Origin of the sequence: Streptomyces sp. NPDC051576 (assembly GCF_040681835.1) — a bacterium.
GTDB lineage: Bacteria > Actinomycetota > Actinomycetes > Streptomycetales > Streptomycetaceae > Streptomyces.
The window spans coordinates 376,923-400,967 of record NZ_JBFAZO010000008.1; the positions used below are offsets into that span (position 1 = coordinate 376,923).

The 24,045-nt window shown below is 69.0% G+C and carries 21 protein-coding genes; 5 read left to right on the forward strand and 16 right to left on the reverse strand.

Going from position 1 to position 24,045, the window contains the following annotated elements; all coding sequences use genetic code 11:
* Positions 1 to 267: 267 nt before the first annotated feature.
* The 5 genes from AB0M63_RS27305 to AB0M63_RS27325 form a co-directional block, all read right to left on the reverse strand.
* Positions 268 to 1,830, reverse strand: coding sequence for a carboxylesterase family protein (locus AB0M63_RS27305; RefSeq protein ID WP_366021250.1), 1,563 nt, complete (start codon positions 1,828 to 1,830; stop codon positions 268 to 270).
* Positions 1,831 to 1,845: 15 nt separating this feature from the next.
* Positions 1,846 to 2,475: a GPP34 family phosphoprotein gene (locus AB0M63_RS27310; protein ID WP_366021251.1), complete on the reverse strand. Its 630-nt coding sequence runs from the start codon at positions 2,473 to 2,475 to the stop codon at positions 1,846 to 1,848.
* A 116-nt stretch (positions 2,476 to 2,591) separates the two neighbouring features.
* Positions 2,592 to 3,251 (reverse strand): response regulator transcription factor, encoded by a 660-nt coding sequence (locus tag AB0M63_RS27315; RefSeq protein WP_366021252.1) that lies wholly within the window; start codon positions 3,249 to 3,251, stop codon positions 2,592 to 2,594.
* Positions 3,251 to 4,408, reverse strand: coding sequence for a sensor histidine kinase (locus AB0M63_RS27320; RefSeq protein ID WP_366021253.1), 1,158 nt, complete (start codon positions 4,406 to 4,408; stop codon positions 3,251 to 3,253). The genes AB0M63_RS27315 and AB0M63_RS27320 overlap by 1 nt, the downstream gene beginning before the upstream one ends.
* Before the next feature lie 94 nt (positions 4,409 to 4,502).
* Positions 4,503 to 5,519, reverse strand: coding sequence for a LacI family DNA-binding transcriptional regulator (locus AB0M63_RS27325; RefSeq protein ID WP_355909028.1), 1,017 nt, complete (start codon positions 5,517 to 5,519; stop codon positions 4,503 to 4,505).
* Positions 5,520 to 5,661: 142 nt separating this feature from the next.
* On the opposite strand from AB0M63_RS27325, the gene AB0M63_RS27330 reads away from it, so the two are divergent.
* Together AB0M63_RS27330 and AB0M63_RS27335 are read left to right on the forward strand one after the other, a co-directional pair.
* Positions 5,662 to 6,561: an amidohydrolase gene (locus AB0M63_RS27330; RefSeq protein WP_366021254.1), complete on the forward strand. Its 900-nt coding sequence runs from the start codon at positions 5,662 to 5,664 to the stop codon at positions 6,559 to 6,561.
* Complete coding sequence (locus tag AB0M63_RS27335; protein WP_355909034.1) at positions 6,558 to 7,136, forward strand: cysteine dioxygenase family protein; 579 nt, start codon at positions 6,558 to 6,560, stop codon at positions 7,134 to 7,136. The genes AB0M63_RS27330 and AB0M63_RS27335 overlap by 4 nt, the downstream gene beginning before the upstream one ends.
* Before the next feature lie 174 nt (positions 7,137 to 7,310).
* On the opposite strand, the gene AB0M63_RS27340 is transcribed toward AB0M63_RS27335, so the two are convergent.
* Positions 7,311 to 8,540 carry a SpoIIE family protein phosphatase gene (locus AB0M63_RS27340; RefSeq protein WP_366021255.1) on the reverse strand — a complete coding sequence of 410 codons (1,230 nt, stop codon included), beginning with the start codon at positions 8,538 to 8,540 and terminating at the stop codon, positions 7,311 to 7,313.
* A gap of 407 nt (positions 8,541 to 8,947) precedes the next feature.
* Between AB0M63_RS27340 and AB0M63_RS27345 the strand changes: the two genes are divergently transcribed.
* Both AB0M63_RS27345 and AB0M63_RS27350 read left to right on the forward strand, forming a co-directional pair.
* A complete protein-coding gene (locus tag AB0M63_RS27345; RefSeq protein WP_366021256.1) occupies positions 8,948 to 9,928 on the forward strand; it encodes a helix-turn-helix domain-containing protein in 981 nt (326 codons plus the stop codon).
* A gap of 85 nt (positions 9,929 to 10,013) precedes the next feature.
* Positions 10,014 to 10,535: a hypothetical protein gene (locus AB0M63_RS27350; RefSeq protein WP_355909045.1), complete on the forward strand. Its 522-nt coding sequence runs from the start codon at positions 10,014 to 10,016 to the stop codon at positions 10,533 to 10,535.
* A 741-nt stretch (positions 10,536 to 11,276) separates the two neighbouring features.
* On the opposite strand, the gene AB0M63_RS27355 is transcribed toward AB0M63_RS27350, so the two are convergent.
* Positions 11,277 to 12,983 (reverse strand): MFS transporter, encoded by a 1,707-nt coding sequence (locus AB0M63_RS27355; RefSeq protein WP_355909048.1) that lies wholly within the window; start codon positions 12,981 to 12,983, stop codon positions 11,277 to 11,279.
* A 402-nt stretch (positions 12,984 to 13,385) separates the two neighbouring features.
* On the opposite strand from AB0M63_RS27355, the gene AB0M63_RS27360 reads away from it, so the two are divergent.
* Positions 13,386 to 14,126: a class I SAM-dependent methyltransferase gene (locus AB0M63_RS27360; protein WP_366021257.1), complete on the forward strand. Its 741-nt coding sequence runs from the start codon at positions 13,386 to 13,388 to the stop codon at positions 14,124 to 14,126.
* A 71-nt stretch (positions 14,127 to 14,197) separates the two neighbouring features.
* Here the strand turns inward: AB0M63_RS27360 and AB0M63_RS27365 are convergent, their stop codons facing one another.
* The 9 genes from AB0M63_RS27365 to AB0M63_RS27405 form a co-directional block, all read right to left on the reverse strand.
* Positions 14,198 to 15,595, reverse strand: a complete 1,398-nt coding sequence (locus AB0M63_RS27365; protein WP_366021258.1) for an alpha/beta hydrolase-fold protein — start codon at positions 15,593 to 15,595, stop codon at positions 14,198 to 14,200.
* Between the two features lie 83 nt (positions 15,596 to 15,678).
* A complete protein-coding gene (locus AB0M63_RS27370; RefSeq protein WP_366021259.1) occupies positions 15,679 to 17,349 on the reverse strand; it encodes a carboxylesterase family protein in 1,671 nt (556 codons plus the stop codon).
* A gap of 312 nt (positions 17,350 to 17,661) precedes the next feature.
* Complete coding sequence (locus AB0M63_RS27375; protein WP_366021260.1) at positions 17,662 to 18,621, reverse strand: LysR family transcriptional regulator; 960 nt, start codon at positions 18,619 to 18,621, stop codon at positions 17,662 to 17,664.
* Between the two features lie 146 nt (positions 18,622 to 18,767).
* A complete protein-coding gene (locus AB0M63_RS27380) occupies positions 18,768 to 20,060 on the reverse strand; it encodes an MFS transporter (protein WP_366021261.1) in 1,293 nt (430 codons plus the stop codon).
* 68 nt (positions 20,061 to 20,128) lie between these two features.
* A complete protein-coding gene (locus tag AB0M63_RS27385; protein WP_355909069.1) occupies positions 20,129 to 20,920 on the reverse strand; it encodes an alpha/beta hydrolase in 792 nt (263 codons plus the stop codon).
* Positions 20,921 to 20,926: 6 nt separating this feature from the next.
* The gene (locus AB0M63_RS27390) at positions 20,927 to 21,361 is read right to left on the reverse strand and encodes a VOC family protein (RefSeq protein ID WP_355909072.1); all 435 of its coding nucleotides are present in this window, start codon (positions 21,359 to 21,361) and stop codon (positions 20,927 to 20,929) included.
* A gap of 139 nt (positions 21,362 to 21,500) precedes the next feature.
* Entirely contained in the window at positions 21,501 to 21,890 is a 390-nt protein-coding gene (locus AB0M63_RS27395; RefSeq protein ID WP_366021262.1) for a Rieske 2Fe-2S domain-containing protein, read from the reverse strand.
* A gap of 21 nt (positions 21,891 to 21,911) precedes the next feature.
* Entirely contained in the window at positions 21,912 to 22,712 is an 801-nt protein-coding gene (locus AB0M63_RS27400; RefSeq protein WP_366021263.1) for an SDR family oxidoreductase, read from the reverse strand.
* A 26-nt stretch (positions 22,713 to 22,738) separates the two neighbouring features.
* Positions 22,739 to 23,998, reverse strand: a complete 1,260-nt coding sequence (locus AB0M63_RS27405) for an alpha/beta hydrolase (protein ID WP_366021264.1) — start codon at positions 23,996 to 23,998, stop codon at positions 22,739 to 22,741.
* Positions 23,999 to 24,045: the final 47 nt, after the last annotated feature.

The window sequence follows — 24,045 nt, forward strand, 5'->3', positions numbered from 1 at the left end:
CGGTAGCGGATGTCCCGGGGCCGGACCGGGTGTCTGAATCGCCTCTGTCGCACGGGAGTTGACCGAGGGTGTTCCGGAGTGCGTAGTGGTGGCGGGTCTGGGGTCTTCCGGGTCGGGGGTGTTGGTGATTGCGCTGGGCCTGGACCTGCTGACCACGTCCGTCGGCGCCGGGCATCGGGAACGTTTGCCGATGGGATGCGCTCCGGTCCGGTACCGGATGTTCCGGGGCCGGACCGGAGCGCCTGAGTCACCTCTGCCGCGCGGAAGTTAACCGAGGGCGTTCCAGAACGCGCAGTGGTGGCGGGTCTGCGCCGTGTCGGTGGGGGCGATGTGGTCGGGCGCGAGGGACTGGACCGTCTGCCGCGACCAGTGCGGTGACGACGGGTCGTTCGGGTCGGCGGTGTCGGCGAAGCGGGTCCAGTAGTCGATCATGGTGTCGGCCAGGCGATGCTGTGCGGCGGTGAGTTCGCGAGGGCGGCCGCCCAGGGCGAACAGGTAGGGCAGTTCGCTCGCGTGCGGAGCGCCGAGCGGGAACGGTGGTGTGCCCGAGGTGAGCGGCGGGGCGTTCTTGTCGGCGAACTCGTAGCGCCATACGGGGACTTGGTCGGCGAGGAGGTCGTCGGTGCGTGCCGTCGGGCAGGCGAAGTCGGCGTCTCCGATGACCGCGCCGAACACGGGACCCCCGTCCGTGCGGTGCACCGGGTATTCGTGGACGATCGCCTTCGCCTCCCCCGGTGAGGGGAAGAAGGCGGCCACGACGTCGGGCCAGGTGTCGGGGGTGACCGGGTTGCCGGCCTGGATGATCCCGGCGGCCCAGCCGTTGCCCTCGTCGTGGTTGTTGCCGATGAGGACGGGGACGTGGTGGTAGCGGCCGGAGGCGATCGCCGCCCCGGGATCGCTGGGCAGCAACGGGGTTGCGTAGGCGGGCTGTTGCTCGGTGTCCTGGTCCGCGAGGAGACGGGAGACGTCCACGCGCCGTAGACAGGCCAGGACATCGCGGTCGGAGCCGCAGCCGACCTTGGCCGCGAGGTCCGCGCCGGTGGCACGCGCCGTGGACAGGGGGACGGAGGACGGGGCGAAGGGCCGGTCGGGGCGGCCGGTGCAGGGGCCGCTCTCGATGATGGCCCGGTCGAAGAGACCTGCGGCGGCGGGCGAGGCGAGTTGGGCGCAGACGCTGTAGCCGCCCGCCGACTCACCGGCCAGCGTCACATTGTGCGCGTCGCCCCCGAAGGCGCCGATCCGGGCGCGGACCCAGCGCAGCGCGGCCTGCTGATCGGCCAGGCCGAACGTGCCGGAGCCGGGCAGCCCGCTGTGCGCGAGGAAACCGAGGGCTCCCAGGCGGTAGTCGACGGTGACGACCACGACATCGCCGCGCGTGGCCATGCGGTGGGCGTCGTACGAGGCACCGGCTCCGGTGGTGAAGCCGCCGCCGTGCAGCCACACGATCACCGGCCGGGGGCGAGACGGTTCCGCGCCGTCGGGCGTCGTGACGTTGAGATGGAGACAGTCCTCGTCGGTGCTGCCCCCGGGCACCTCGCCGGCCGGCTGCGGGCAGGCGCTCGCGGGCCGCGTCGCGTCCCGTACGCCGGACCAGGGGGCTGCTGGCTGGGGCGGCGCCCAGCGCAGGCTGCCGACCGGGGGAGCGGCGTAGGGGATGCCCTCGAAGGTGCGGTAGCCGTCGTGCACGGCGCCCCGTACCGGGCCGTCGTACGTGAATACAGTGGCCGCGGGTGGGTCGGGCTTGGTCGGTGGTGCCGGGGACCAGGCCGTCGTAAGGACGGCGGCCAGGGCGCAGCCCAGGGCGGTGGTCAGGAGGCGGTGCATGGTCATCTTCTCCCCGTTCGGTCAACTGCCGCCCATTCCGCCCCGAGCGGCGATCATGGTCATCGGCAGGGTCCGTACTGCTTTCTCCAGGCCGGGCGCCAGCGCGCCAAGTCGCCCTGTGCAGGCGTCGATACGAGCCCGGTAGGTCTTCTGGTCCTGCCGTGACACGACCGAGCGGATGCCCCCGACCGAGGCCAGCGCAAGCAGCGCGGCGTCGGCTGCGGGGATCTCCCGCACGGGTCCGTCCCCGTGCAGCGCCGTGGACACGCGGGCGCGGAGAGCGGCCGGCACGGCCCGGTCCGTCACGGTCAGCCGCCGTTTGCCGAAGCGGGGCCTCCGCACGGTGAGGAGTCCCGCTGTCGCGAGCCCGTCCTCCACCTGCGTCAGAGTCCGCCTGCGGTGCCGGCGTACGAGAGCCTTCCACCCGTGCCCGGCGGCGTCCCGCAGCACGCTGTCCAGGACCGGGTCGCGGACCGGTTCCGCCCCGGACACGGCGACCGCGCCGCCCTCCTCCCGCAGTCGGCCGCGCAACGCGAGGTCGACGAGTGCGGCGGCACGGACCAGGAACTCCGTCCGGGAACGGTCGTAGGGGCCCTCGGCGGCTTCGTCGTGGGCGAGCAGATACATGAGGCAGGCCAGGTCGTCGGTCACGCTTCGACGCTACGGCCGGGTGGCCCGGCCCCGGATCGGCCGGAGGAGTGGACCGGCACTGGGAACGCGGGAGGATGGCGACTCGGCCTCATCCTTGAGGAGGAGGCACTGCTCCCTCAGGAGGGGCGCGGTCGCACGAGGCCGTGGTCGTAGGCGGCGACGACGGCCTGGACGCGATCTCGCAGGCCGAGCTTGCGCAGCACCGCGGTGACATGGTTCTTGACGGTGGATTCCGACAGACCGAGCCGCTGGGCGATCTCAGCGTTCGACAGTGCCTGCCCGATCAGGGTGAGCACCTCCCGCTCGCGGCCGGAGAGGTCCCGCAAGGGTGGTGGCGGTGCCGGGTCGGGTGTGGTGCGCAGGAACCGGTCGAGGACCCGGCTCAGTACGGTCGGCGCCAGCAGCGCGTCGCCGCGTGCCGTGAGGCGGATCGCGTCGACGAGTTCGGTGGGGCGGATGTCCTTCAGCAGGAAGCCACTCGCCCCGGCCCGCAGGGCGGCGACCACATGCGTGTCCACGTCCCAGGTGGTCAGCACGAGCACCCGGGCCGGACTCCCGAACTCCGCGATCTGCCGGGTCGCCTCGATGCCGTCCACCACGGGCATACGGACGTCCATCAGCACGACATCGGGCGACAGCTCCCGCGTCAGCCGCACCGCCTCCTGACCGTCCGACGCCTCGCCGACCACTTCGAGGTCGTCCCGGGCGTCGATGATCATGCGGAATCCGGTACGCACCAGAGCCTGATCGTCGGCCACCACCACGCGCAGCGTCATCACGCGCCTCCTACCGGCAGCCGCGCCGCCACCTCGAACCCGCCATCTGCCAGCGGACCCGCGCGCAGGCTGCCGCCCACGAGCCGGGCCCGCTCCCTCATCCCCACCAGACCGCGTCCCGCGCCCGCCGAGGCCGAACGCCCGGACGGAGTACGCCCGTTGTCGACCACGCTGACCTGCACGCATTCCTCCCCGGCCGTCAGGCACACCCGCACCTCGGTGGCACCGGACGCGTGGCGCAGCGTGTTGGTGAGGGCCTCCTGGACGATCCGGTACGCGGCCAGGTTCACCGCGGCCGGCAGTCCTTCGGTGGTTCCCACGCGTTGGAGGTGCACGGTCATCCCCGTCGCTCGTACGGTGTCGGCCAACTCGTCCAGGCGCGTGAGCGAGGGCGCGGGCTCCCACAGTTCCCCGGCCCCCTCCTCTTCCGTGTCGGGCCGGAACGCCCGCAGCAGCAGGCGCAGTTCACCGAGCGCGGAGCGGGCACCGGTCTCGATGGCCCGCAGCGCCTGACGTGCCTGTTCGGGGCGTTCGGTGAACACGTCGTCGGCGGCACTCGCCTGCACCACCATCACCGACAGGGTGTGCGCCACGACGTCATGCACCTCGCGCGCGATCCGCGCCCGCTCCTCCACCACGGCCCGGCGCGTCTCCGCCGCCGTCCGCGCCTGCTGCGCCCTGCGCCACTGGCCCGCGGTCCACGCGAGGACCACCGTCAACAGATAGACCGCCAACCCCGTGACGCCACCCACCCAGTGCGCCAACGCCGCGGGCAGGCACATCACCACCAGCGCCCGTACGGAGACCCGCCGCGGCCTGGTGGCCGACAGCACGCACAAGGTGAACTGCGCCGCGAGCAGCGCACCCGTCAACGTCACCGCGGGCAGCAGCGCCCATACCGCCAGCCCCGTCGCCGTGTTCGCGGCCAGTACGGCGACCGGGGCGCGCACCTGCCACCTGAGGGCGTAGACCTGCGTGAGGACCAGAGCGACGGCCACGGGCAGTCGCCAGCCGTGCTCCGAACCGGCGACGAGCACCGGGGTGCCGAGGACGCAGAGAACCCCGCCTGCCGTCCCCCACCACAGCGCGCGGGCTGCCCGGGGCGACAACTCGTCCTTGGCCGCCGAGTCCTCGGGCAGTCTGCTGCTGCGGGTCACGTTCCGACCCTATCCAGGAGGAACACCTGGGCGGCGGTGGCCGCGCTCCGCACGGCGCCCAGTACGTGCTGGCCGCCGCTGCGAGGGCGCGGTTCTACGGACCCGCGGTCCTCGGCGCCGCGACCGAACCGCGTGGCTTCGCCGCCGGGGCCAGTACCTTGCGGCGGCTGAGCCTGTCCTCGTCGATCGCCTTGACCGTGCGCTTGACCACCAGGTCCACCAGCAGTTCCGCAGGCCAGCGGTAACTGGACAGCGGGGGCGTCAGCAGTCGTGACAGCGGGTGGTCGTCGTAACCCATGACCGACACGTCGTCGGGTACGTCGAGTCCCAGTTCGCGTGCTCCGGCGTAGACGCCGTAGGCCATCGAGTCGGCCAGGCACAGGAAGGCGGTCGGCGGATTCGCCGAGCTGAGCACGGTGCGCGCCACCGCGGTGGCGCCGTCCAGGTCGTGCGGGGAGGGGTGGAGGGTGACGTCAAGACCGAGGCTCTGCGCGACCTTGTGGGCGATCGCCTCGGCAGGGCGGTCGGGGGTGGTGGGGCGGCTGGGGGTCATGACCGCGATCCTGCGGTGGCCGCAGTCGACGAGTCGGTGGAGGGCGTCGGTGACCCCGGCCTCGTTGTCGAAGACGACCTCCGCGGCGGTGGCCGCGCCGGGCAAGCCGTCGCCGATGGACGTCAGCACCGTCCGGCGGGCGACTTCCTTCCAGTGCCCGGCGGCCGGGTCGACCGGCAGCACGATCAGGGCGTCCACCCGCTGGTCGGCCAGTTGGGAGGCGAGGGTGGCCTCCAGCTCGGGGTCGTTCGAGGCGTCGACGATCAGGGCGTGCCGGCCGACGCCGAGGAACCTGCGGCCCAGGGCGGCGGCGATGTCCTGCTGCCAGACGTCGGCGAGCGATCCGCAGAGCACCCCGACGTACCCCGTGCGGCCCGAGGCCAGGGCGCGGGCGATCGGGTCGGCCTGGTAACCGAGCCGGTCGGCCACCTCGCGGACGCGTCGCTGGGTCTCGGGCGGCACCTGAAGACCGCGCAGCGCGTACGACACCGCGGCGGCGGAGAGACCGGTCTCCTCCGCGATGTCGCGCAGGGTGATCCGCCGCGGCTGTTTTGGCACCTGGTCAGTGTAACGACTCGATGAATTGGGTTGCTGCTCCTGTCGCTTGGGCGCGGAGCGGCCTCCGGGCACGCATTGACACCGGCTCAGCTTAAGCGCTTCACTGGAGCGCATCACTGAACCGCTTAAGTCAAGAGGTGGTATGTGCGAACGCGGTGCGACCGACATCCACCAGCACCTGTGGCCAGAGGCCCTCGTCGAGCGGTTGCGGACCCGTAAGCGCCCGCCCCGACTCGACGGCTGGACGCTGCACCTGCCCGGTGAACCACCCATCGCGGTACGGCCGGAGGACCACGACCCGCTGCGCCGCGCCTGCCTGGATCCCGGTCTGCGGCGCATCGCCGTCTCGCTCTCCGGCTCCCTGGGCATCGAGCACCTGCAACCCGGCGAAGCCGCTCCGCTGCTGGACGCCTGGCACCACGGCGTCCGAGAACTGCCCGAGCCCTTTGTCGGGTGGGCCTCCGCGCACCTGGCCGAACCCGACCACGACGGCCTGACCGCACTGCTCCGCGATCGGCTGATCGGGCTCCAGCTCCCGGCGACCGCGCTGGCCACACCGACAGCCCTGGAGAAGCTCGCGCCATTGCTGGCCGTCGCCGAGGCCGCCGGGAAGCCGGTGCTCGTACACCCCGGTCGGCGGCAGCCGTCGGAGGAACCGACGCCACCGTGGTGGCCGGCGGTCGTCGGACACGTCGGTCAGATGCACGCCGCGTGGTGGTCTTGGTACACGGCCGGACGCGCGCTCCTGCCCCGGCTGCGGATCTGTTTCGCCGCCGCGGCCGGCCTGGCACCCGTCCACCACGAGCGCTTCACGACGCACGGCGGCGGCCGACTCCGGCTCGACCCGCGCGTCTTCGTCGACACCTCGTCGTACGGCCGCCAGGCGCTGGACGCGGTGGCTCGCGTCCTGGGCATCGACGCCCTGGTACTGGGCAGCGATCGGCCCTGTGCCGCCCCGGGCGCCCCCGAACTCGGCGCGGCGGCGGAGCACGCCGTACACGTCAGCAATCCATGCCACCTGCTCGAAGGAGTACGACCGTGACCGCACCGCTTCCGTCCCCCGACCTCGACACCGCCGCCGCCCGCGACGCCGAGCCGTGGCACCGGGTGCGGGCGGCCGTCACGCTCGACGCGCTCCCGGGCCGGGACCTGGACAAGCGGGAGCTGCTTGAGCTGGCCTCGTCGCTGGCCGCTGACCCCGGCAGGTGGCGAGAGCACGTCGCCTTCGACGACGACAAGCGGCACTACGTCTCGCTGTACCGCGACGCCCATGTCGACGTCTGGGTGCTGTGCTGGACCCCGCAGAACGACACCGGCTGGCACGATCACGATATTTCCTCCGGCGCCGTGGCGGTCGCCGAGGGGGCACTCGTCGAACACAACCTGGCCGTCGGCGTGCCGAGCCTGGCGACCGAGGTCCCGGCCGGACAGGTCTTCTGCTTCGGCCCGGACCACATCCACCGGCTCACCGGACGCGATGCCGGCAGCGTGTCGATCCACACCTACTCCCCGCCGCTGTGGCGGATGGGCCAGTACACGGTCGCCCGCAACGGGATTCTCCGCCGCACCTCGGTCTCCTACGCCGACGAGCTGCGTCCGCTGGACGACATGATCTGACGCGAGCGCGCTGGTCCGGTGCCTACCGCATCAAGGCAGCCTTGAGAAAGCACAGTTCAGCCGGGCCGTCCCGGCGTCTGTGCGACGACATGCGGCACGCTGGTGGCGATCACTGACAATCGGCCGGGGAAGCTGTGGACGGGACGTGCCGGAGCCTTCTGCCGGGGGCCGCCGTCAAAGACGTAGGACGATGAGGGCCGTGTCGTCGGTGTTGCCCTCGGCGGGGAGCAGGTCGGCGAGCAGCGCGTCGGCCAGCGGTTCGGGTTCCGCGTGCCGGTGCCGGGCGAGAGAGCCGGCGAGGCGGGCCAGACCGCGGTCGATGTCCTCCGTACGACGTTCGACCAGGCCGTCGGTGTACAGCACGAGCGTGGCGCCCTCGGCGAAGGGGACGCTCGTCTCGGGTCGGCCGACATGCTCGGGCCTGGCACCCAGGGGCGGGTCGGTGGCCTGGTCGAGGAAGGTCACCGTGCCGTCGGGATCGAGCAGGGCCGGGGGAGGATGGCCCGCGCAACTGTAGGTGATGGTGTGGTCGTCCCAGTCGATGAACGTCGTCACCGCGGTGGCCGACTCGCCGCCCTCGACGAAACGCGCGTACAGACCGAGGGCCTCCAGGGCGGAGCCCGGTCCGTCGGCGACCCGGCAGGCCGCGCTCAGGGCGCTGCGCAGTTGCCCCATGGCACAGGCCGCCGCCAGACCGTGCCCGACGACGTCACCGACCGCGACCGCCATTCCACCGTCGGGCAGATCGACCAGGTCGTACCAGTCGCCGCACACGTTCAGGGCGCCCACGGCGGGCTGGTAGCGGACGGCAGCCCGATGGTGGCCGACGGGCCGCGGCGGAGGCAGCATCGCGGCTTGCAGGGTCAGGGCCACCTCGCGCTCATGGGCGTGCGCCTTGCGCAGCCGCTCGTTGACCTCCTGCAGCTCACGGGCCCTGGTGTACAGCTCGGCCTCCAGGACCCGGGCGCGTCTGTCGTCGGCCTTGCCTCCGAAGGCCCGGATGAACTCGGTGACCTCCTCGACCCGGTGGACGATCAGCGTCACTTCGCCGTCCGGGCCAAGGACGGGCGCGTTGACCGGGCTCCAGAAGTGCTCCACCCAGCGGCCGGTTCCGTCGGGATCCTCGATGTCGTAGCGGAGCAGGGCCATGGTGTCGCGCTCGCCGGTCCTCGCCGCGCGCTGCATCGACTCCCGGGTCTCACGCATGCCGGCCGCCGCCGGATCCTTGGGGTTCTCGGGGAAGACGTCGAAGATGTAGCGGCCGACCAGTTCCTCGCGCTTGCGGCCCGACAGCCGCTCGAAGTCCTCATTGGCATCGACGTAGACGAGGTCGGGGGTGAGCAGCGCCACCATCCCGGGCAGGGCGTGGAAGACCGCCGCATAGTCGATCTCCGGATCCTGCATGGCCTGCCCGCTTCGACGCCGAGGGTCACTGTGTCTTTCCACGATAGGAGGGATCTGGCCACGAGGCCCGGAAACGGCTCTTTTCGGTCCGACGAGCAGCGACGATGCCGCCGGCCGTCACCCGACCGAGTGGCTGGCCTTTGCGGGCCCCGTCGCTCAGGCCCCGGTCATCACCGCCCGCTGCGACGGCTTCGTCGGCCGTCGTTGGTAGAGCATCGGCCACAGGGTGATCAGTACCAGCAGCCAGACCACGCCCGCAGTGCGGACGTGTGTGCCGCATGCCGCCGGCAGCCGGAGCGGATCCGGCACAAGGCCAGGGCCCTATCGCTTCGGTGGCTGTTCGCGCGTCCACGTATTCGGCTTGTTCGGTCGATGCTGGTCCGCCCCTCACCACCAACACTGGGCTCATGGACATGGTCAGCACCGCCGAGGTGGCGGCGGGAGAGCGGTTCGGCTTCTGGCGCGACATGCACTCCAAGCTATGGACGCCCTTGGATTTACGCTGCAGCTCGCAGGTGGAGAGCGGATTTGAGGCTCAAGTCGGGATCAGCGAGTTCGGCCCTGTGCAGACGACGCTGATCACCACGATGCCGCACTCGATCCACCGCACGCCCAAACTCATCCGTCAGGCCGACCCCGATATTTTCAAGGTGGGCTGCATCGTGCGCGGCGGCGGCGCCATGACGAAAGACGGCCAGCACGCAGAATTCAGAGTCGGAGATATGACTCTGTACGACCTCTCGCATCCTTATCAGGCCCAGTTCGCACCGGATTTGCCCGTGAGCCAGCTGTTGCTCCTGCGCTTCCCCCGCTCGCTGCTGCCGTTGCCCGCCCGGGACCTGCGGCGCCTGAGCGCCGCGCGCATCCCGGGCACCCAGGGCATCGGAGCACTGGCCTCACAATTCCTGCTGAACCTCGCCCGGCACATGCACGAACTCAGCCCGCCCGACACCGCCAGGCTGTCCACCCTCGCCCTCGACGTGCTGACCACCGCACTGGCCGACGCACTGGACACCCGGAGCACGGTGCCACCCCACGCCCGGCAGCGCGCGCTCATGGCCCAGATCCGCGCCTTCATCCGGAACGATCTTGGCGATGATCGGCTGGGCCCGGACGTGATCGCCGCCGCCCACCACATCTCCCTGCGCTACCTGCACAAACTGTTCCAGCAGGAGGGGCACACCGTCGCCGGCTGGATCCGCGAACGCCGCCTGGAGCAATGCCGACGCGACCTCGCCGACCCCCAGCTGGCCGCCCGCCCGATCCACGCGATCGCCGCTCGCTGGGGTTTCACCAGCCCCGCGCACTTCAGTCAGGCCTTCCGCAGCGCCTACGGCCTCTCCCCGCGCCAGTTCCGCCAGCAGAGCGCGACAGTGCGCGCAGACTAAAGAACCGTGCACGCAGCCGTAACGACAGCCCCGGCCGCGGCCTGCACTCTGTTCTCGTCGCGGAGTCAGCAGAGGAGCGAGAGAGATGACAGTTCTCATGGATAGACACCGCCCTGCGCGAAAGGGGGTGCTGGCGCTCATGGCTGCGGCGCTCCTGCTCGTGGTGATGACGTTGACGGCCCAGTCGTCAACAACTGCAGCCGCAGCGACAGGAGAGTTACCTTCACCTGCGAGCGACGTCGGGATCGCCGCCTGGACGCCCACCGTGTCCCCGCTGTACACCAACTCGCTTCCCGCAGAGCACGTCTACCGCAATCAGACCAACGCCCAGCGGAGCTACTATCTGAACAACTGTCCGCGCGGGTATCTGTGCATCTCGGTTGGACAGGGCGACGGCCTGCACACCGTTTTCCAGCTCTACTATTGCGCCGAGCGGACGCTGGGTGCCTTCATCGACGCCGGCGGCGTCACCAACAACCAAACCGGCGATGCATCCGCATTTTTCACGAGCGCGGACGGAACTACGTGGGAGTACATCCCCGCCAACAATGTGCCGTATTCGTTCAATCCGTATCCGTACGACTATCTATGGCCGTGCGGCTTCTGATCCCCTCTCTCACGTGGTTCGAGGGCCGCGCCTGTGCTGGCCCACAGCGCGCGTAACCGTGGTCCTGCAGCAAGCCACGAACAACCGGGTCGGCCGAGGAACCCTGGTCCTTGCATGACAAGCCGATTGGTCTCTTGACGCAGTTCAGGGGCTCGTCGCCTCGACCGGATCCGCTGGAGAAATCGCCCGTCGTACGGTGGGCGTACGGGCAGAGACAGAGTGCCCCGGCTGCGTCTGCTCGTCGTCGCGGTCGACGGGGGCGGGCCAAGACCGTGCCGGGGCGGGGTGTGGCGGGGCGCCAGTACCGTACGCGATCGGCTCGGCAACGGCCTTGACCCGTATGGGCGTTGGGCTCCCGCATACGGCGTCGGCGTCCTTGACGTATGGACTGCTGGACTGCCCGAGCGGCGCATGTGAGAGCGACGGCCTCTCGCGCGTGGACCTCGGGGCGGGTGCGTGCTTCGAACTGATGGCGACTTGGGAGACGGCCTGGACAGTTTGAGCGGCATCCAGAGGACGCTCAGCGCGAGAAGCCGGGGCTACTCCTACGACGGGGTGGGCGAGGGAGGTAGCGGACACACCGGCCGGACCGCAGGCCGCATACGCATCGCCCCCCCCGGCGCCGAGGTACGAGACCACATCTACGCGGCCCAGCCTCAGCTTCGCTGACGGAGCATCACCGACACGCTGCGGCCCGGCAGTTGGGCCCAGGCCGCAGCGAACCTCGGTGTTTCCGTCAGGTCAGGCGTCGCTCGCGGCGAGTGCGGCCAGTTCGCGGTCGACGGCCTCCTGGTGGGTCTTGGCGTCCTCGCGGGCCTTCTTCGGGCTCCAGCGGCCGGCCATCACGAACACGAAGGGCAGGAAGAGGACTTGGCCGCCCACACAGATCCACCACCAGGTGCGCCACTCACCGGGGCCGTCCTTCGCGGCCTTCTGCACCTTCGTCCCGTACTCGTTGAGCACTTTGAGCTGGGGCTGGGCCTTCTGTACGACGGCCAGGTCGGCGGGGCCGACCTCCTTGACCGCGCGGGCGGCGAGGGCGGGGGGAGTGGTGGTGGGCGTGTACTTGCCCAGTTCGGCGAAGAGTTGGGGGTGGGCGTCGACGATGGCCAGGGCCGGTGCGGCCTGCTTCTGCGCGGTCGCCACCTCCGCGCCGTGTTCGACGAGCGGGGTGACCGAGGTGACGAGCACGGGGATGAAGGCCGCCGACACGGCGACCACGATCCGTACGGTCCAGCCCCAGACCGCGAGGCCGGCGGCGGTCGCGGCCGGGTTCCGCTTCTCCACGGTCTCGGTGAAGCTCGCCATCCAGGGGGCGTAGGCGACCCCGCTGAACACACCGATCGCGACGAACAGCCAGGCGAAGGTGTAGTAGCCGGTCGTCGCGTGGGTGGCCAGGGAGGCGAAGACCGCGGTCGCCGCGATGGCGCCGATCCCACCGACGATCATGAAGGGCTTGCGCACCAGCAGCCGGTCCGAGAGCAGGCCGGCCACGATCAGCGCGAGGGCGTTCGCGGCCCAGTACCAGTTGGCCAGGCCGTTGGTGCGCTGCTCGCTGTAGCCGAAGGTGGTCGAGAAGTAGACGACGAAGTTGCCGACGGCGGAGTAGTAGAGGAGCAGGAAGACCGCGATGGCGAAGGCGGAGCCGAGGATGTCCAGGCGCAGCATCTGCCGCCACTCGCCGCGCCGTAGCGCCTCCGTGTCCAGTCCCTTGGCCCGCGCCTCCACCAGGGCCCGGTCCCGCAGGCTCACCATGATCTGGTCGCGCAGCCCGGGCGACAGCTCGCGCAGGGCGAACAGGGTGACGACGAACACGATCAGCCCGGCCGCTCCTGAGTAGCGCAGTTCGTCCTGCCAGGTGGCGGAGGAGAGCGTGTTGCTGGTCACCGATGTGACGACCAGGCTGCCGATGACCGGGCCCATCGTCCAGTAGCCCATCGCGGTCGCGCGGCCGAGCTGCGGCGAGAAGTCCCTGATCAGCGCCGGGGTCGCGACCAGGACGATGCCCTCGATGAAGCTCACGACGGCGAACAGCACCAAGTACGTCGTCTTGCCGCCCGCGTTCGGCAGTCCGAAGAAGACCAGGAGCGCGGCGATGAGCAGTCCGTAGACCACGAGGTTCGCCCGCCCCCAGCGGTCCGCGAGGCCGGCCACGAGCGAGGCGAAGGCCCCGACCGCGTTGCCGATCACCGAGACCCACACGAAGTAGCGGTAGGTCATGTCGAAATGCGTGATGATCGACGTCGCCACCGCGTACTGGATATAGAGCATGTAGTAGAGCACGACGGTCGTGACCACCACGATCGCCAGATACGACATGCGCCGCCCGGTGGCCGGATATGCCGTCAGTTCACGGCGGTACAGCCGGGCGAGCGAGCCACGAGCGCCGGCGCCGGGCGCGTCGGCACCGTCGCCTCTCGTGTCGAATGGTGCGGAGGCGGAGGACATACGGCTCCTTGTGGAAAGGGCGGGGACGGAGCGGACGGCGGGAGGCTGGGGGTTCCTTCCGTTCGAGCGGAGGCTAGTACCGACTAGTCGGTATGGCTAGATGTGCAACACCGCTTTGCATGTCCTGGTCGAACAAGGCCCTCATCGTCCATGTGCCCTCATCGTCCATGTGCCCTCGTCGTCCATGTGCCGTCGGCGTCCGCGTGCCCGCGCGGGACGGCTCAGGACAGCTCGCCGACGCAGTACCCGGTCAGGTCACCGACGTCTGTCTGTGGTCTGGGCGCCGGCGCGATGGGAAGCCGATGACGGGCTGCGGGCGGTGAACGCCGCGCTGAGAAGCCAGGGCCGGGGCAAGGTAAATGCGTCGACAGCGCTCCGCCGCACCCGGCAGAGTGGCCGCCCGTGACGAGCAGCGAACTGTGGACCCGCGCGACCGCCGACCGCTACGACGCCGAGGAGACCGAGATGACCTCGGCCGCCGTTCTCGGACCGACTCTCGACTTCCTCGCCGACCTCGCCGGAGACGGCCCGGCACTGGAGTTCGCCATCGGGACCGGACGAGTGGGTGTCCCGCTGAGGGAGCACGGCGTGCCGGTGGTGGGCATCGAACTGTCCGAGCACATGGCAGCGGTCCTGCGGCGCAAGATCGACGAGAGCATGCTCCCGGTCGTCGTCGGGGACATGACCACCACCGTCGTCCCCGGCGAGTTCACCCTGGTCTATCTCGTCTACAACACCATCTCGAACCTGCTCACTCAGGACGAGCAGGTCGAGTGCTTCCGCAATGCCGCGCGTCATCTGCGGCCCGGCGGTCGATTCGTCATCGAGCTGGGCGTGCCGCCGTTGCGGTTCCTGCCGCCCGGCCAGGTCGCGGTGCCTTTCGACGTTTCCGAGGGGCATCTCGGGTTCGACACCTTCGACCTGGTCGAGCAGATTCTCGTCTCGCACCACTTCACCCGCGACGCCGACGACGGCCGCTACCGCCGCGACAACTCCCGTCACCGGTACGCCTGGCCGGCGGAACTCGACCTGATGGCACGGATCGCCGGGCTCGAACTGGAGCGGCGCGTCGCGGACTGGGACGGAGCACCGTTCACCCAGGACTCCGCACAGCACATCTCCGTATGGCGCAAGCCGACCTGAGGCCGGGCACGGGACGTCACCGTAAGCCGTGCCCGCCGACGGTCCTTGCCGGCGACGAGGCGGGCGCCGACTCACCCCGTCACGGGCGGGAAGAAGGCGGTGCGAGTGAGGAAGTCCTTGATCAACTGGCGCCAGACGAACCACTCGTGGCCGCCGTTGACGAAGTCCGCGCTCAGCCCTACGCCCTTCTCGGCCAGGGTGGACACCACGCGGGCGTGGTAGGAGTGGCCCGCTCCGTGCACGCCGCTGGGCGTGACGCTCGGTTCCTGCCAGCCGCCGCCGACGAAGACTCCCGCCTTCTTGATCGCCGCCACCTGCGCGTCACTGATGTCCGGCGCGTCCGGGACGGTGAAGGGAGCGATGACGCCGGGGCTCAACACCCCGTAGAAGCCGAACAGGTCGGTGTGCTGGAACAGCAGCGACATCGCGACCGAACCACCGAAGCCCTGTCCGCCCACGGCCCGTTGGGCGGGGGAGGTGGAGACCCGGTAGTGCGACTCGACGTAGGGAACGATGGTGTCGGTGAAGTTGGCGTCGAAGGCCGGATATCCGCTGGAGTCGTCCGTCTCCCCGAGGGAGTTGGGCATCACGACCACCATCGGCTGGATCTGCCCGGTGTCGATGAGCGTGTCCAGGATGTTGGACACATCGCCCTGGGTGCTCCAGTCCGTCTCGTTGTCACCCCCGCTGAACAGATAGAGCGTCGGGTACGGCTTCGACCGGTGCGCGTCGTAGCCGGGCGGGGTGTAGACGGCCAGGCGGTTCGTGCCCGCGGGGATGATCGGGCTGGAGGTTGGGTAGCTGAAGTCGGCCAGCTTGCCGTGTCGTCCCTCGGCGGGAGCCTGCCAGCCGTAGTCGACCGTCCCGAACCCGGGGTCCGAGGGAACGTAGACCTGGCTGAGGGCCTGGACCGAGCCGGTGGTCCGGCCGTTGTTCGTGTTCCACGGCGGGTTGCCCGGATCCGGCACCTGGGTGCAGCCGGTCTGCGTCGAGCTGGAACAGTCCACGTAGAAGCCGTAGTTGAAGACACCGGACGGCAGCGGGACCGTGTACGACCACACGCCTGTACGGGAGTTCTTGGTCATCGTGGCCACCGGCCAGTTGGCCGCGGAGGAGTTGGGGGAGCCGATGGGTATGTCACCCGGTTCCCACTGCGCGGGCAGCAGCCCGGGTGTGGTGATGGTGGTGTCCTTGTCGCCGGCCAGGGCGGAGAGCTTGTACGGGTTGGCGAAGTACCACTCACCCTTGATCTGGACGCTGCTGGCGTCGGGGTCCTTGTAGCGGAACGTGACCTGGTAGCCGGTGGGTCCGGTACCGGTGTGGACGACCTGCGGGGCGAGGCCGTGCGCGGTGTCGGATCTCTTGTCGGCGTGTGCCGGACCGCCGCCCGCCGTGAGGACGAGTGCGGCGGCCAGGACCGCGAGGGTGCGGAGCGCCGCTGTTCCGCGGCCCGTGACGAAGGAGAGCATGGCGGTGGAACCTCCAGGGGCAGGGCGGGAGTTGGCGGCCTCCCGCCCCATCGGAGGGGCGGGAGGCCGGACGTGGGCCACCGTCAACTCGGCAGGCTCGCCCAGAAGTCGAGGTCGTGCTCGGCGGCGAAACCGTCGCTGACCTTGGAGCAAGCGGCCGGCGCCTTGTTGCTCGCCGGGTCGGTGTCGCAGGCCTTGAGGGACATGAGCGCGCCCGTAGCGGGTTTGTACGTCGGCCAGTTGGGCGTCCGTGCTCCGTTGGGGTCGCCGGAAGCGGCGAAGTCGCCCCAGTAGGTGATCATCTGCCGGGACAGTTCCAGTTGGTCGTCGTCGTACGGCAGGGTCTGGCCGAGGTAGTCCCAGATGTAGCCGAGGTCGTCGACGTGGATGGCGCCGCCGAAGGGGAAGTCGCGCGCCGTGGCGCTCTTCTGCTGGAGGCGGAAGATGGAGGTGAAGTGCGGGGTGTCGCTCTCGGCGAACTCGTAGGCGTAGGTGGGCACATACCGGGACAGCGCGGTGAACAACTGCTGCCGTGTGTAGGAGGTCGAGCCGTTCTGGACGGCGGTCCAGGCCTCGTCCGGTGTCTTGTAGGCGCTGAGCGGATACTCCGCGAGGACCTTGTCGGCGTTGGCGCCGTATGTCGCGCGCACCTGTTGCTCGTACACGGTGGCCGTCATCGGGGTGCCGAGGTAGTCGTAGTTCTGGAAGGTGAACAGGCCGCGTTCGCTGTTGGTCTGACCGAGCATCACCGGGACGCGGTTGAAGTTCCCTGTCTGGACGGCGGTTTGGGGGTTGAGCGGGAACGCCGTGCCGCCGACGGACGGTGAGATGCCCGCCGTCTTCTGCGCGGCGAGCAGTTCGGCGGAGGGCTTGGCGCGCAGACAGGCGAGGACGTCGGAGGCGGTGTCGCAGCCGACGGTCTTCACGAACGCGGCGCTCTGTGTCTGCCCCGCGGCGGCCGTCTGGAGACTGCAGCCGCCGCTGACGATGACGGCGTGCGCGAACAGGCCCCTGGCGGTGGGTGAGGCCAGTTCGTCGCAGACCGCGCTCGCGCCCGCGGACTGCCCGGCGATGGTCACGTTCTTCGGGTTGCCGCCGAACTGGGAGATGTTGGTGTGGACCCAGCGCAGGGCGGCCTGCTGGTCGAGCAGGCCGTAGTTGCCGGGGCCGTTCTTGTTCTCGATCTGGAGCTGGGGCAGGTTGAGGAAACCAAGGGCGCCGAGGCGGTAGTTGATGGTGACGACGACGGCGCCGGTCTGGTCGACGAACTTGCGCGGGTCGGTGTCCTGGCCGGCGCCGCCGGTGTTGCCGCCGCCGTGGATCCAGACCACGACGGGCGCGTTCGCCTTGGCCTTGTCCGGGGCGTACACGTTGAGGGCGAGACAGTCCTCGCTGGTGATGGTCTTCTCGTAGCCCGGGTCCCAACCGCTGTTCTGTGCACACCGGTTGGCGAAGGCGGTGGCATTGCGCACGCCGGACCACTTGGCCACGGGCTGCGGGGACTTCCACCGGTTGGCGCCGGAGGGATCGGCGGCGTACGAGATGCCGAGCCACTCGTCGTAGCCGGTCCGGCTGTCGCCCCGGACCTTGCCCGCATCTGTCCGCACCACCAGCGAGGAGGGGTGTGTGGCGGCGACGGGACCGGCTCCGGTGCGCAGGGCGTCCGCTGCGACGGGGGACAGCAGCCCCAGGCCGAGCACACCCACGGCCGCGAAGGCGATGGCGGATTTGTTGAACGGTCTCGTAGTGGTCATGGTTCCCAGCTCCTGACTCTGCGATCGGGAACGGTGAACTGCGTCGGAGAGAAGGGGACTTGAGCGAAAGGCGACCTCGACGGTCATGGCATCGGCGTTGTGCACCGGGGCGGCTGCCAACTGGTGAGCCCGGTGCGGAACGTGTGCCGCGAGCGCCAACTGCTGTCCGGGTGTGCCCGTGTGTCTACGAGAACCTAACCGCCGGGCAAGATTGTGAGCAATATGTGCGACGAGATTTTCAGCAATCTCTGGGAGCGGCCGATCCGGCCGCGCGGGCCGTCGTAGCGCGTGGACCGTGTCCGCCTGGTCCGCTCAGGAGATGTCCTGCATGATCTTTGACGCGGGCAGAGCCGGCGGGGTGTCCTTGCGGCGGAAGCGCTCGGCGAGGAAATCCACGAACAGCCGGACCCGGGCCGGGCTCTGATCGTCCGGCAGCCGCAGGGCGTACAACAGCCGTTCCGGTACCTCGGTTCCCGGCAGCACGCGCACCAGGGAGCCGTCGGCGAGATCGTCCTTGATCTGGCCGACCGGCAGCAGCGCGATCCCGCGGTCGGCCAGGGCCGCCTTGCGGAGGCTGAGGTAGCTGTTGGCCGAGTAGACCGGGTCACTGATTTTCAGGTGGACGTCGTGCCCGTCGTGCCTCAGATGCCAGATCTGGTAGTTGGTGTTCACGAGGCAGTCGTGGTCGGTCAGGTCGGTCACCTCGGCGGGCTGTCCCTTGCGCCGCAGGTAGCCCGGTGACGCGCACAGCCTGAAGTCGAGGTCGGCGATCTTCCGCAGGACGACATTTTGGTTACGCACATGGCGGGTCGGAAACGTCACATCGCCGGTGTGGAACGCCACGTCGAAGCCGTGCTCAAGAAAGTCGTAGGCGCGCTCGGACAGTCCGTTGACCTCGAACCGGATATGAATCTCCGGGTATCGGGCGGAGAACTCGATGACGGCGTCGACCACGTCTTTGCTGCCCACCCATTTGGGCCCCATTATCGCGAGGGGACCTTCGAGCTTGTCGTGCATGTCGCCCAGTGCGGCCTGTTCGTGATCGATCTCTTCGATGATGCGCTTCGCGAACTGCGCATACCGTACGCCGGCGGGAGTCAGACTGATCGCCCTGGTCGTACGGTTGACCAGCCGTACTCCCAACTTCCTTTCCAGCTCGGCCACATGACGCGATACAAGCGAACCCGAGATTCCCAACTCACGGCCTGCCTGGCGGAAACTGAGGGCCTTCGTCACGCCGACGAAGCTGCGCATGATGGTCAGCTGGTCCATCCCACTCCCTCCTCGCCCATGAGGACATCTTTCGTCATGTGACCATCTCCCCGATTTCCAGGTCAACACGAGGGACCTACCGGTGGCGCATCTTCTGAATGCACTATTGGCAGGCCCCTTCGGCTTGGCTTCACCGGTGGTCGGTCCTACGGCGGATCAGTGCTGGGGAGCGGGGCGCGGTCGCTCACCCGATGTCCTCCCGGTCGGTCGAAGGCGGCATCCGGCGGACGGAACGTACGGAGCGCCAGGGCTCCGCCGACGGCTGCCACCAGGCACGCCGCCGCGGCGAGGCCGAGTCCGGCGCGGGCCCCGGCCGCGCTCATCACGGCGCCCACGAGCGGGCCGCCGATCGGGGTGGACCCCTGGAAGCACACCGTCCACAACGCCATGACCCGACCGCGCATCTCCGGACCGGCCGTCAACTGCAGTGTGGCGTTCCCGCCCGACATGAACATCACGGTGCCGGCACCCACCAGGGTCAGCACGACCAACTCCACGGCCAGGTCGGGGGCGAGCGCCGCGGGCACCAGCGCGATGCCCATGCCGGCCGAGGACAGGACCAGATACCTGGGCCCCGTCCACCGGCGGCCCGCCGCCACCAGGCCGCCGGTCACCGAGCCGAGCGACATCGCCGCGGTCATGAACCCGAACCCCGCCGAGCCCACCCGCAGCCCGCGGTCCGCCATGTACGGCAGTGAGACCGGCCATTCGAACGCCAGACAGCCGACCAGGCCCATCATCGCCAGCGGCACCGCCAGCCCAGGAGTCCGGGCGGCGTAGGCCAGGCCTTCGCGTAATCCGCCGCTCCGCGCCCCACGGTGTGACGACCCGCCCCGCAGATCGGTCACGTCCATCCGGGCCAGCGACAGGATGACCGGCACGAAACTGACGGCGTTGACCAGGAAGCAGCCGCTGACACCGGACGCCGCGATCAGCACCCCGGCGACCGCCGGCCCCACCACCCGCGCGAGGTTGACCGAAGTCGCGTAGAGGGAGACGGCGTTGCCCACGTGCTCGGCGCCCACCAGTTCCAGGAGCATCGACTGACGGGCCGGGTTCTCGAACGCGCTGCTCACTCCCAGCACCAGACCGGAGATCAGCAGCTCCCAGAGGCGGATCGTGCCCAGCACCGCCATCAGCCCCAGGACCAGGGACTGAAAGGCCAGCAGATATTGCAGCCGCATTATCAGCCGGCGCTTGTCGACGCGGTCGGCCACCACCCCGCCGTAGGGTGCGAGCAGCAGGACCGGCAGCGTCTGCACGGCGGCCGTCACGCCCACCAGAGTGGCCGAGTGTGTGAGCGTCAGGACCAGCCACGCCTGCGCGGTCCCCTGCATCCAGCCGCCCGCCAGCGACACCGACTGACCGCCGAGATAGCGTCGGAAGTTCGGCACCGACAGCGCGGCGAATGTGTGACGGAAAGTGACACCATTCGGCATTGTCCGCCTCCCGCCGGTGCCGTGAATACTTTCGTCCCCGACGACTGGCCGTCAGCCGGCTTTCCTTCTCATCCCTGGGGGTAGAACCGCTCCAGAATGTTGTCGACCACGGAATTGAAGCGTTTCGGGTTCTCCCAGTAGTCCGAGTGCGGTGCGCCCTCGACCATTTCGACGTTCGCTTCGGGCAACAGTTCCCTGAGGCGGTCGTAGGCGGGCGGATACATCATCAGGTCGGCGGTTCCCTGGATGAAGGTGATGTGCACGCCGGCATTGATCGCGTCGCGGATCTGCTGCACCCGGATCGAGTTCTTGACGGAGTTCCGGCTCGGTGTCGCGCGGCCGGGGCCGGTCGTGTTGATGCTTCCCATCTGGAAGAAGAGGAAGACCTTCTCGGGCTCCTTCTCCTGGAATTCCTTGAGGAGCAGGAAGTCCTTCACCGGAAGGTCCCGCACCGCGGCGCGGCCGATGTCGTCGAGGGCGGAGATCTCGTCGCCGACGGGGCTGAGGTTGCTCGCCATCACCGCGCCCGCGACCCGCTCCGGGTGGGTGACGGCCAGCTTCAGCGAGCCGTAGCTGCCCGCCGACTGGCTGAGCAGCAGCGCCCGGTCGACGCCGGCGTGGTCCAGCACCGCGAGGATGGCGTCGGCGTACTGGGCGTTGTCGTACTCGCCGGTCTTGGACCGGGAGAGGCCGTAGCCCGGGAAGTCGATCGTGATGACCCGGTAGCGGTCCTGGAAGTGGGGAACCTGCTGCCACCAGGCCAGGTGGTTGCCGCCTCCGCCGTGCAGGAGCACGAGCGGGCGGCCCTCGCCGTGGGACTCGTAGTAGACGTCGAGTTCGTCCGTCGTCGCATAGGGCATGTCCGGTCACCAGTCCCGGTTTCCGTGCCAGGCGATCTCCAGGCCGTGCCCGTCTGGATCGATGATCATCGCCGACCTGGACTTGTCCTGCGGGCGCTCCTTGTAGTCCTCGTACGGAATGCCGAGCCGGTCCAGGTTGGCGACGAAGGTGTCCCAGTCCTCGACCTCGACGCAGGTGTGGAAGAGGTGCTCGCCGCGCCGGTGGTCCACCGTCGAGACCGGGATCTCGACCGAGGGGTAGAGCTCGAAATGGAGGTGGAAGTTGCCGTTGCTCATCAGCAGCGTGGTGGCGTCCGGTACCCACTTGCTGACGTTGATCGGCGTCAGGCCGAACACATTCCCGTACCATTCCGCGGTTCGCCTGAGGTCGGTCACCGGGACGTTGGTGTGGTGAATGCTGTGCGCGAGCACAACCTTCTTCGCGTCTGATTCTTCGCTCATTTCCGTCCTTTGCATCCGGAAGAATTTCTGCTTTTCGAAGTGAGGGAGTGGCTAATGTTGTCCCTCTTTGTCGAAGGTAACAGTCGAAATCCCGACTGAGTAGCCCGTCTATCGGAATCCGAGTGATGTGCGATCTGCATCAGAGGCGGGTGGGCCGATCCGTGTCCGCCGGTACCCGTACGAGGACCTCGTCCCCGCGGACGACCACGTCGTAGGTCTGGAGCGGGATTCGGCACGGCGGCTTGGTCGCTTCTCCGGTGGCCAGGGAGAAGCGCCCGGCATGGAACGGGCACTGGATCTCCAGGGTGTCCGGGTGCACGTCGCCGATGTCGAGCCAAATCGTCCCGTGGGTGCAGATGTTGGCGACGGCGTAGATCTGGCCACGGACGGCCAGCGTCAGGATCTCGTGCTCGCCGACGGTGGTGACGACGCGTCGGCCCCCGTCGAGCAGCTCCCTGACGGAGCCGACGCCTACGAGCTGTTCGACGGCCGCGTCCGTGTCGGCGCGGTCCCGGCCGCAGTCGGTCATTGTCGCTGGTCCTCTCTCGGGTCAACCGGTGACGACCCCGCCGTTCACGTCGATGACCGTCCCGGTGACGAACGAGGCCTCGTCGCTGGCCAGGTACATGATCGCGCCGGCGACGTCAGGGGGAGCGCACACGCGTCCCAGCGGGGTCCTCGCCAGCAGGTCGGCACGCACCAGCGGAGGGAGGGTGTCCAGGTCGGGCACGTCCTCCTCGATGTGCCCGGTGGCCACCGCGTTGACCGTGATGCCGAAAGGCCCCAGTTCCCTGGCCATCTCGTAGGTCAGCGAGATCAGTCCTCCTCGGGCGGCGGCGAACGACGGGTTGAGGTCCCACCCCCCGCATCTGCCGTCGCACGTGGTCAGGTTGATGACGCGCGGCGAGTCACTCTTCTTGAGGTGCGGCAGTGCCGCTTTCGTGTTGAAGAAGGCGTCCTCCATGACGTCCATGGAATGGCGCCAGATCTTCCTGTCGGTGTCTTCGAGGTTGTGACGTTCGTGCGAGCCCGTGCCGTTCACGACGACGTCTATGCCACCGAATCGATCACTGATCCAGTTCAACACGTCTTCCTGTGTGCTCTCTTCGGTGTAGAGCTCCGGTGCGTCGGCGAGATTGTCGGCGAGCCTGAACTGCGGATCCTGTGCGAAGCCGACGACCTGGTCCCCGTACTTCGGATCGAGTTCGGCGATGGCACCGAGGGCCTTCTGGTGAAATCCGCTCAGGATCGCCACCTGCATTCCGCCTTCGAGCGCCATCCGTACGACGGCCAGTCCTTTCGCGCCCACGCCACCCGAGATGATCATGGTTTTGCCCTTGACGGTCAACATCTGTCCCACTCCCTGTCGGTCCGGAATCAGTCGGAAATCCCAGGCCTTCCTTGAATCCACCGGTCGACGAAGTCGTAGGTGGTCCTCATGGTGTCGCCGAATTGTCCGGGATGGTCTTCCAGCGCCGTCATCGGCTTGAACTGATGGTTGGCCCCCTCGACGAACGCCAGTGTCCTGTCCTCGCTGGTCGTGCTCTCGAAGATGGTCTCGGCCGCGGCGAATTCCCAGCCGGCGGTCATTCCCATGACGAGCAGCGGTGCGGCGATGCCACGGACATTGCCGACGGCCGTGTTGTAGCTCGACGACCAGTCGACTCCGTAGAGACTCGACTCGTCGTATCCGTAGGCGTCGGTGGTCCGCACGGCGTACGAGTCCAGGAAGGTTCGCACAGTCGTGGCCAGTGCGCCGGAGTGGTACGAGGCGGTGTACGACCGGTCGTTCTGGGGCGGCCGAACGCACCTGATCACTTCCCGGGACAGCGATCCGTCCGCCCGGAGCAGATCGCGCGCCTCCCTGGACCGCGACATCAACCGCGTGTCCTGCGGATACAGCTTGTTGTTGCGGAAGCCGTGTGCCGCGCCCGGGACGATGAAAGGCTCGTCGTCGGCATAACGACCGGCGCCGCTCTCGATCAGCCGCAACCGCCGCAACGCCTCGTCGATCAGACGGTTGTTCCGTGCGCCCTGCTCGCGCTGGAACGCGCGGATGAACTCGTCCGGATATGTCGAACCGTCAGGGGAGAAGCCGTTCGCGGGATTGAACAGGTCGAGGCTCGCGTCGATCCGTACACCTCCGTCCTCCGAGACGATCGCGGGATCCAGGCTCAACAACCGCATCGCCCCGTTGCCCCAGTTGGAGTCCAGGAGCATGAGGCCATCGGCGGGCGGCAGGCCGTCGAGCGTGGTCGTGCACTTCACGAGCTTCTCCGGGCCCGCGAAGGCCTTGGCGCCGTTCTCGGCGAGGTTCTGATACGCGCTCAGCAGCGTTCCGCCGCCGCTGTGGCCCAGCAGAATGATCTTCTCGATACCTGGAAAGCTCCTCAGGAAGCGGATCGCATGGCTGACATCGACGAGTTTGCGGTCCAGGCCGGCATTCTTGTCGGCGACGTTCGCGCACAGGACGTGGTACCCCCGTGCACTCAGTTCGTCGCCGGCCGAGAACGACAGGTAGTCCGAATCGGAGTGCATGACGAGGACGGCGACCCCGGCCCTGACCTCGGGACGTGGTCGGTACAGGGCGCCGGGCACTCCGTGGGCCAGCCGGATCAAAGTGGCGTTGTGCTCCATGTCTTTGTGAATCTCCCGTCTTGATCGTGTGTGCGGCGCCGAGGCGG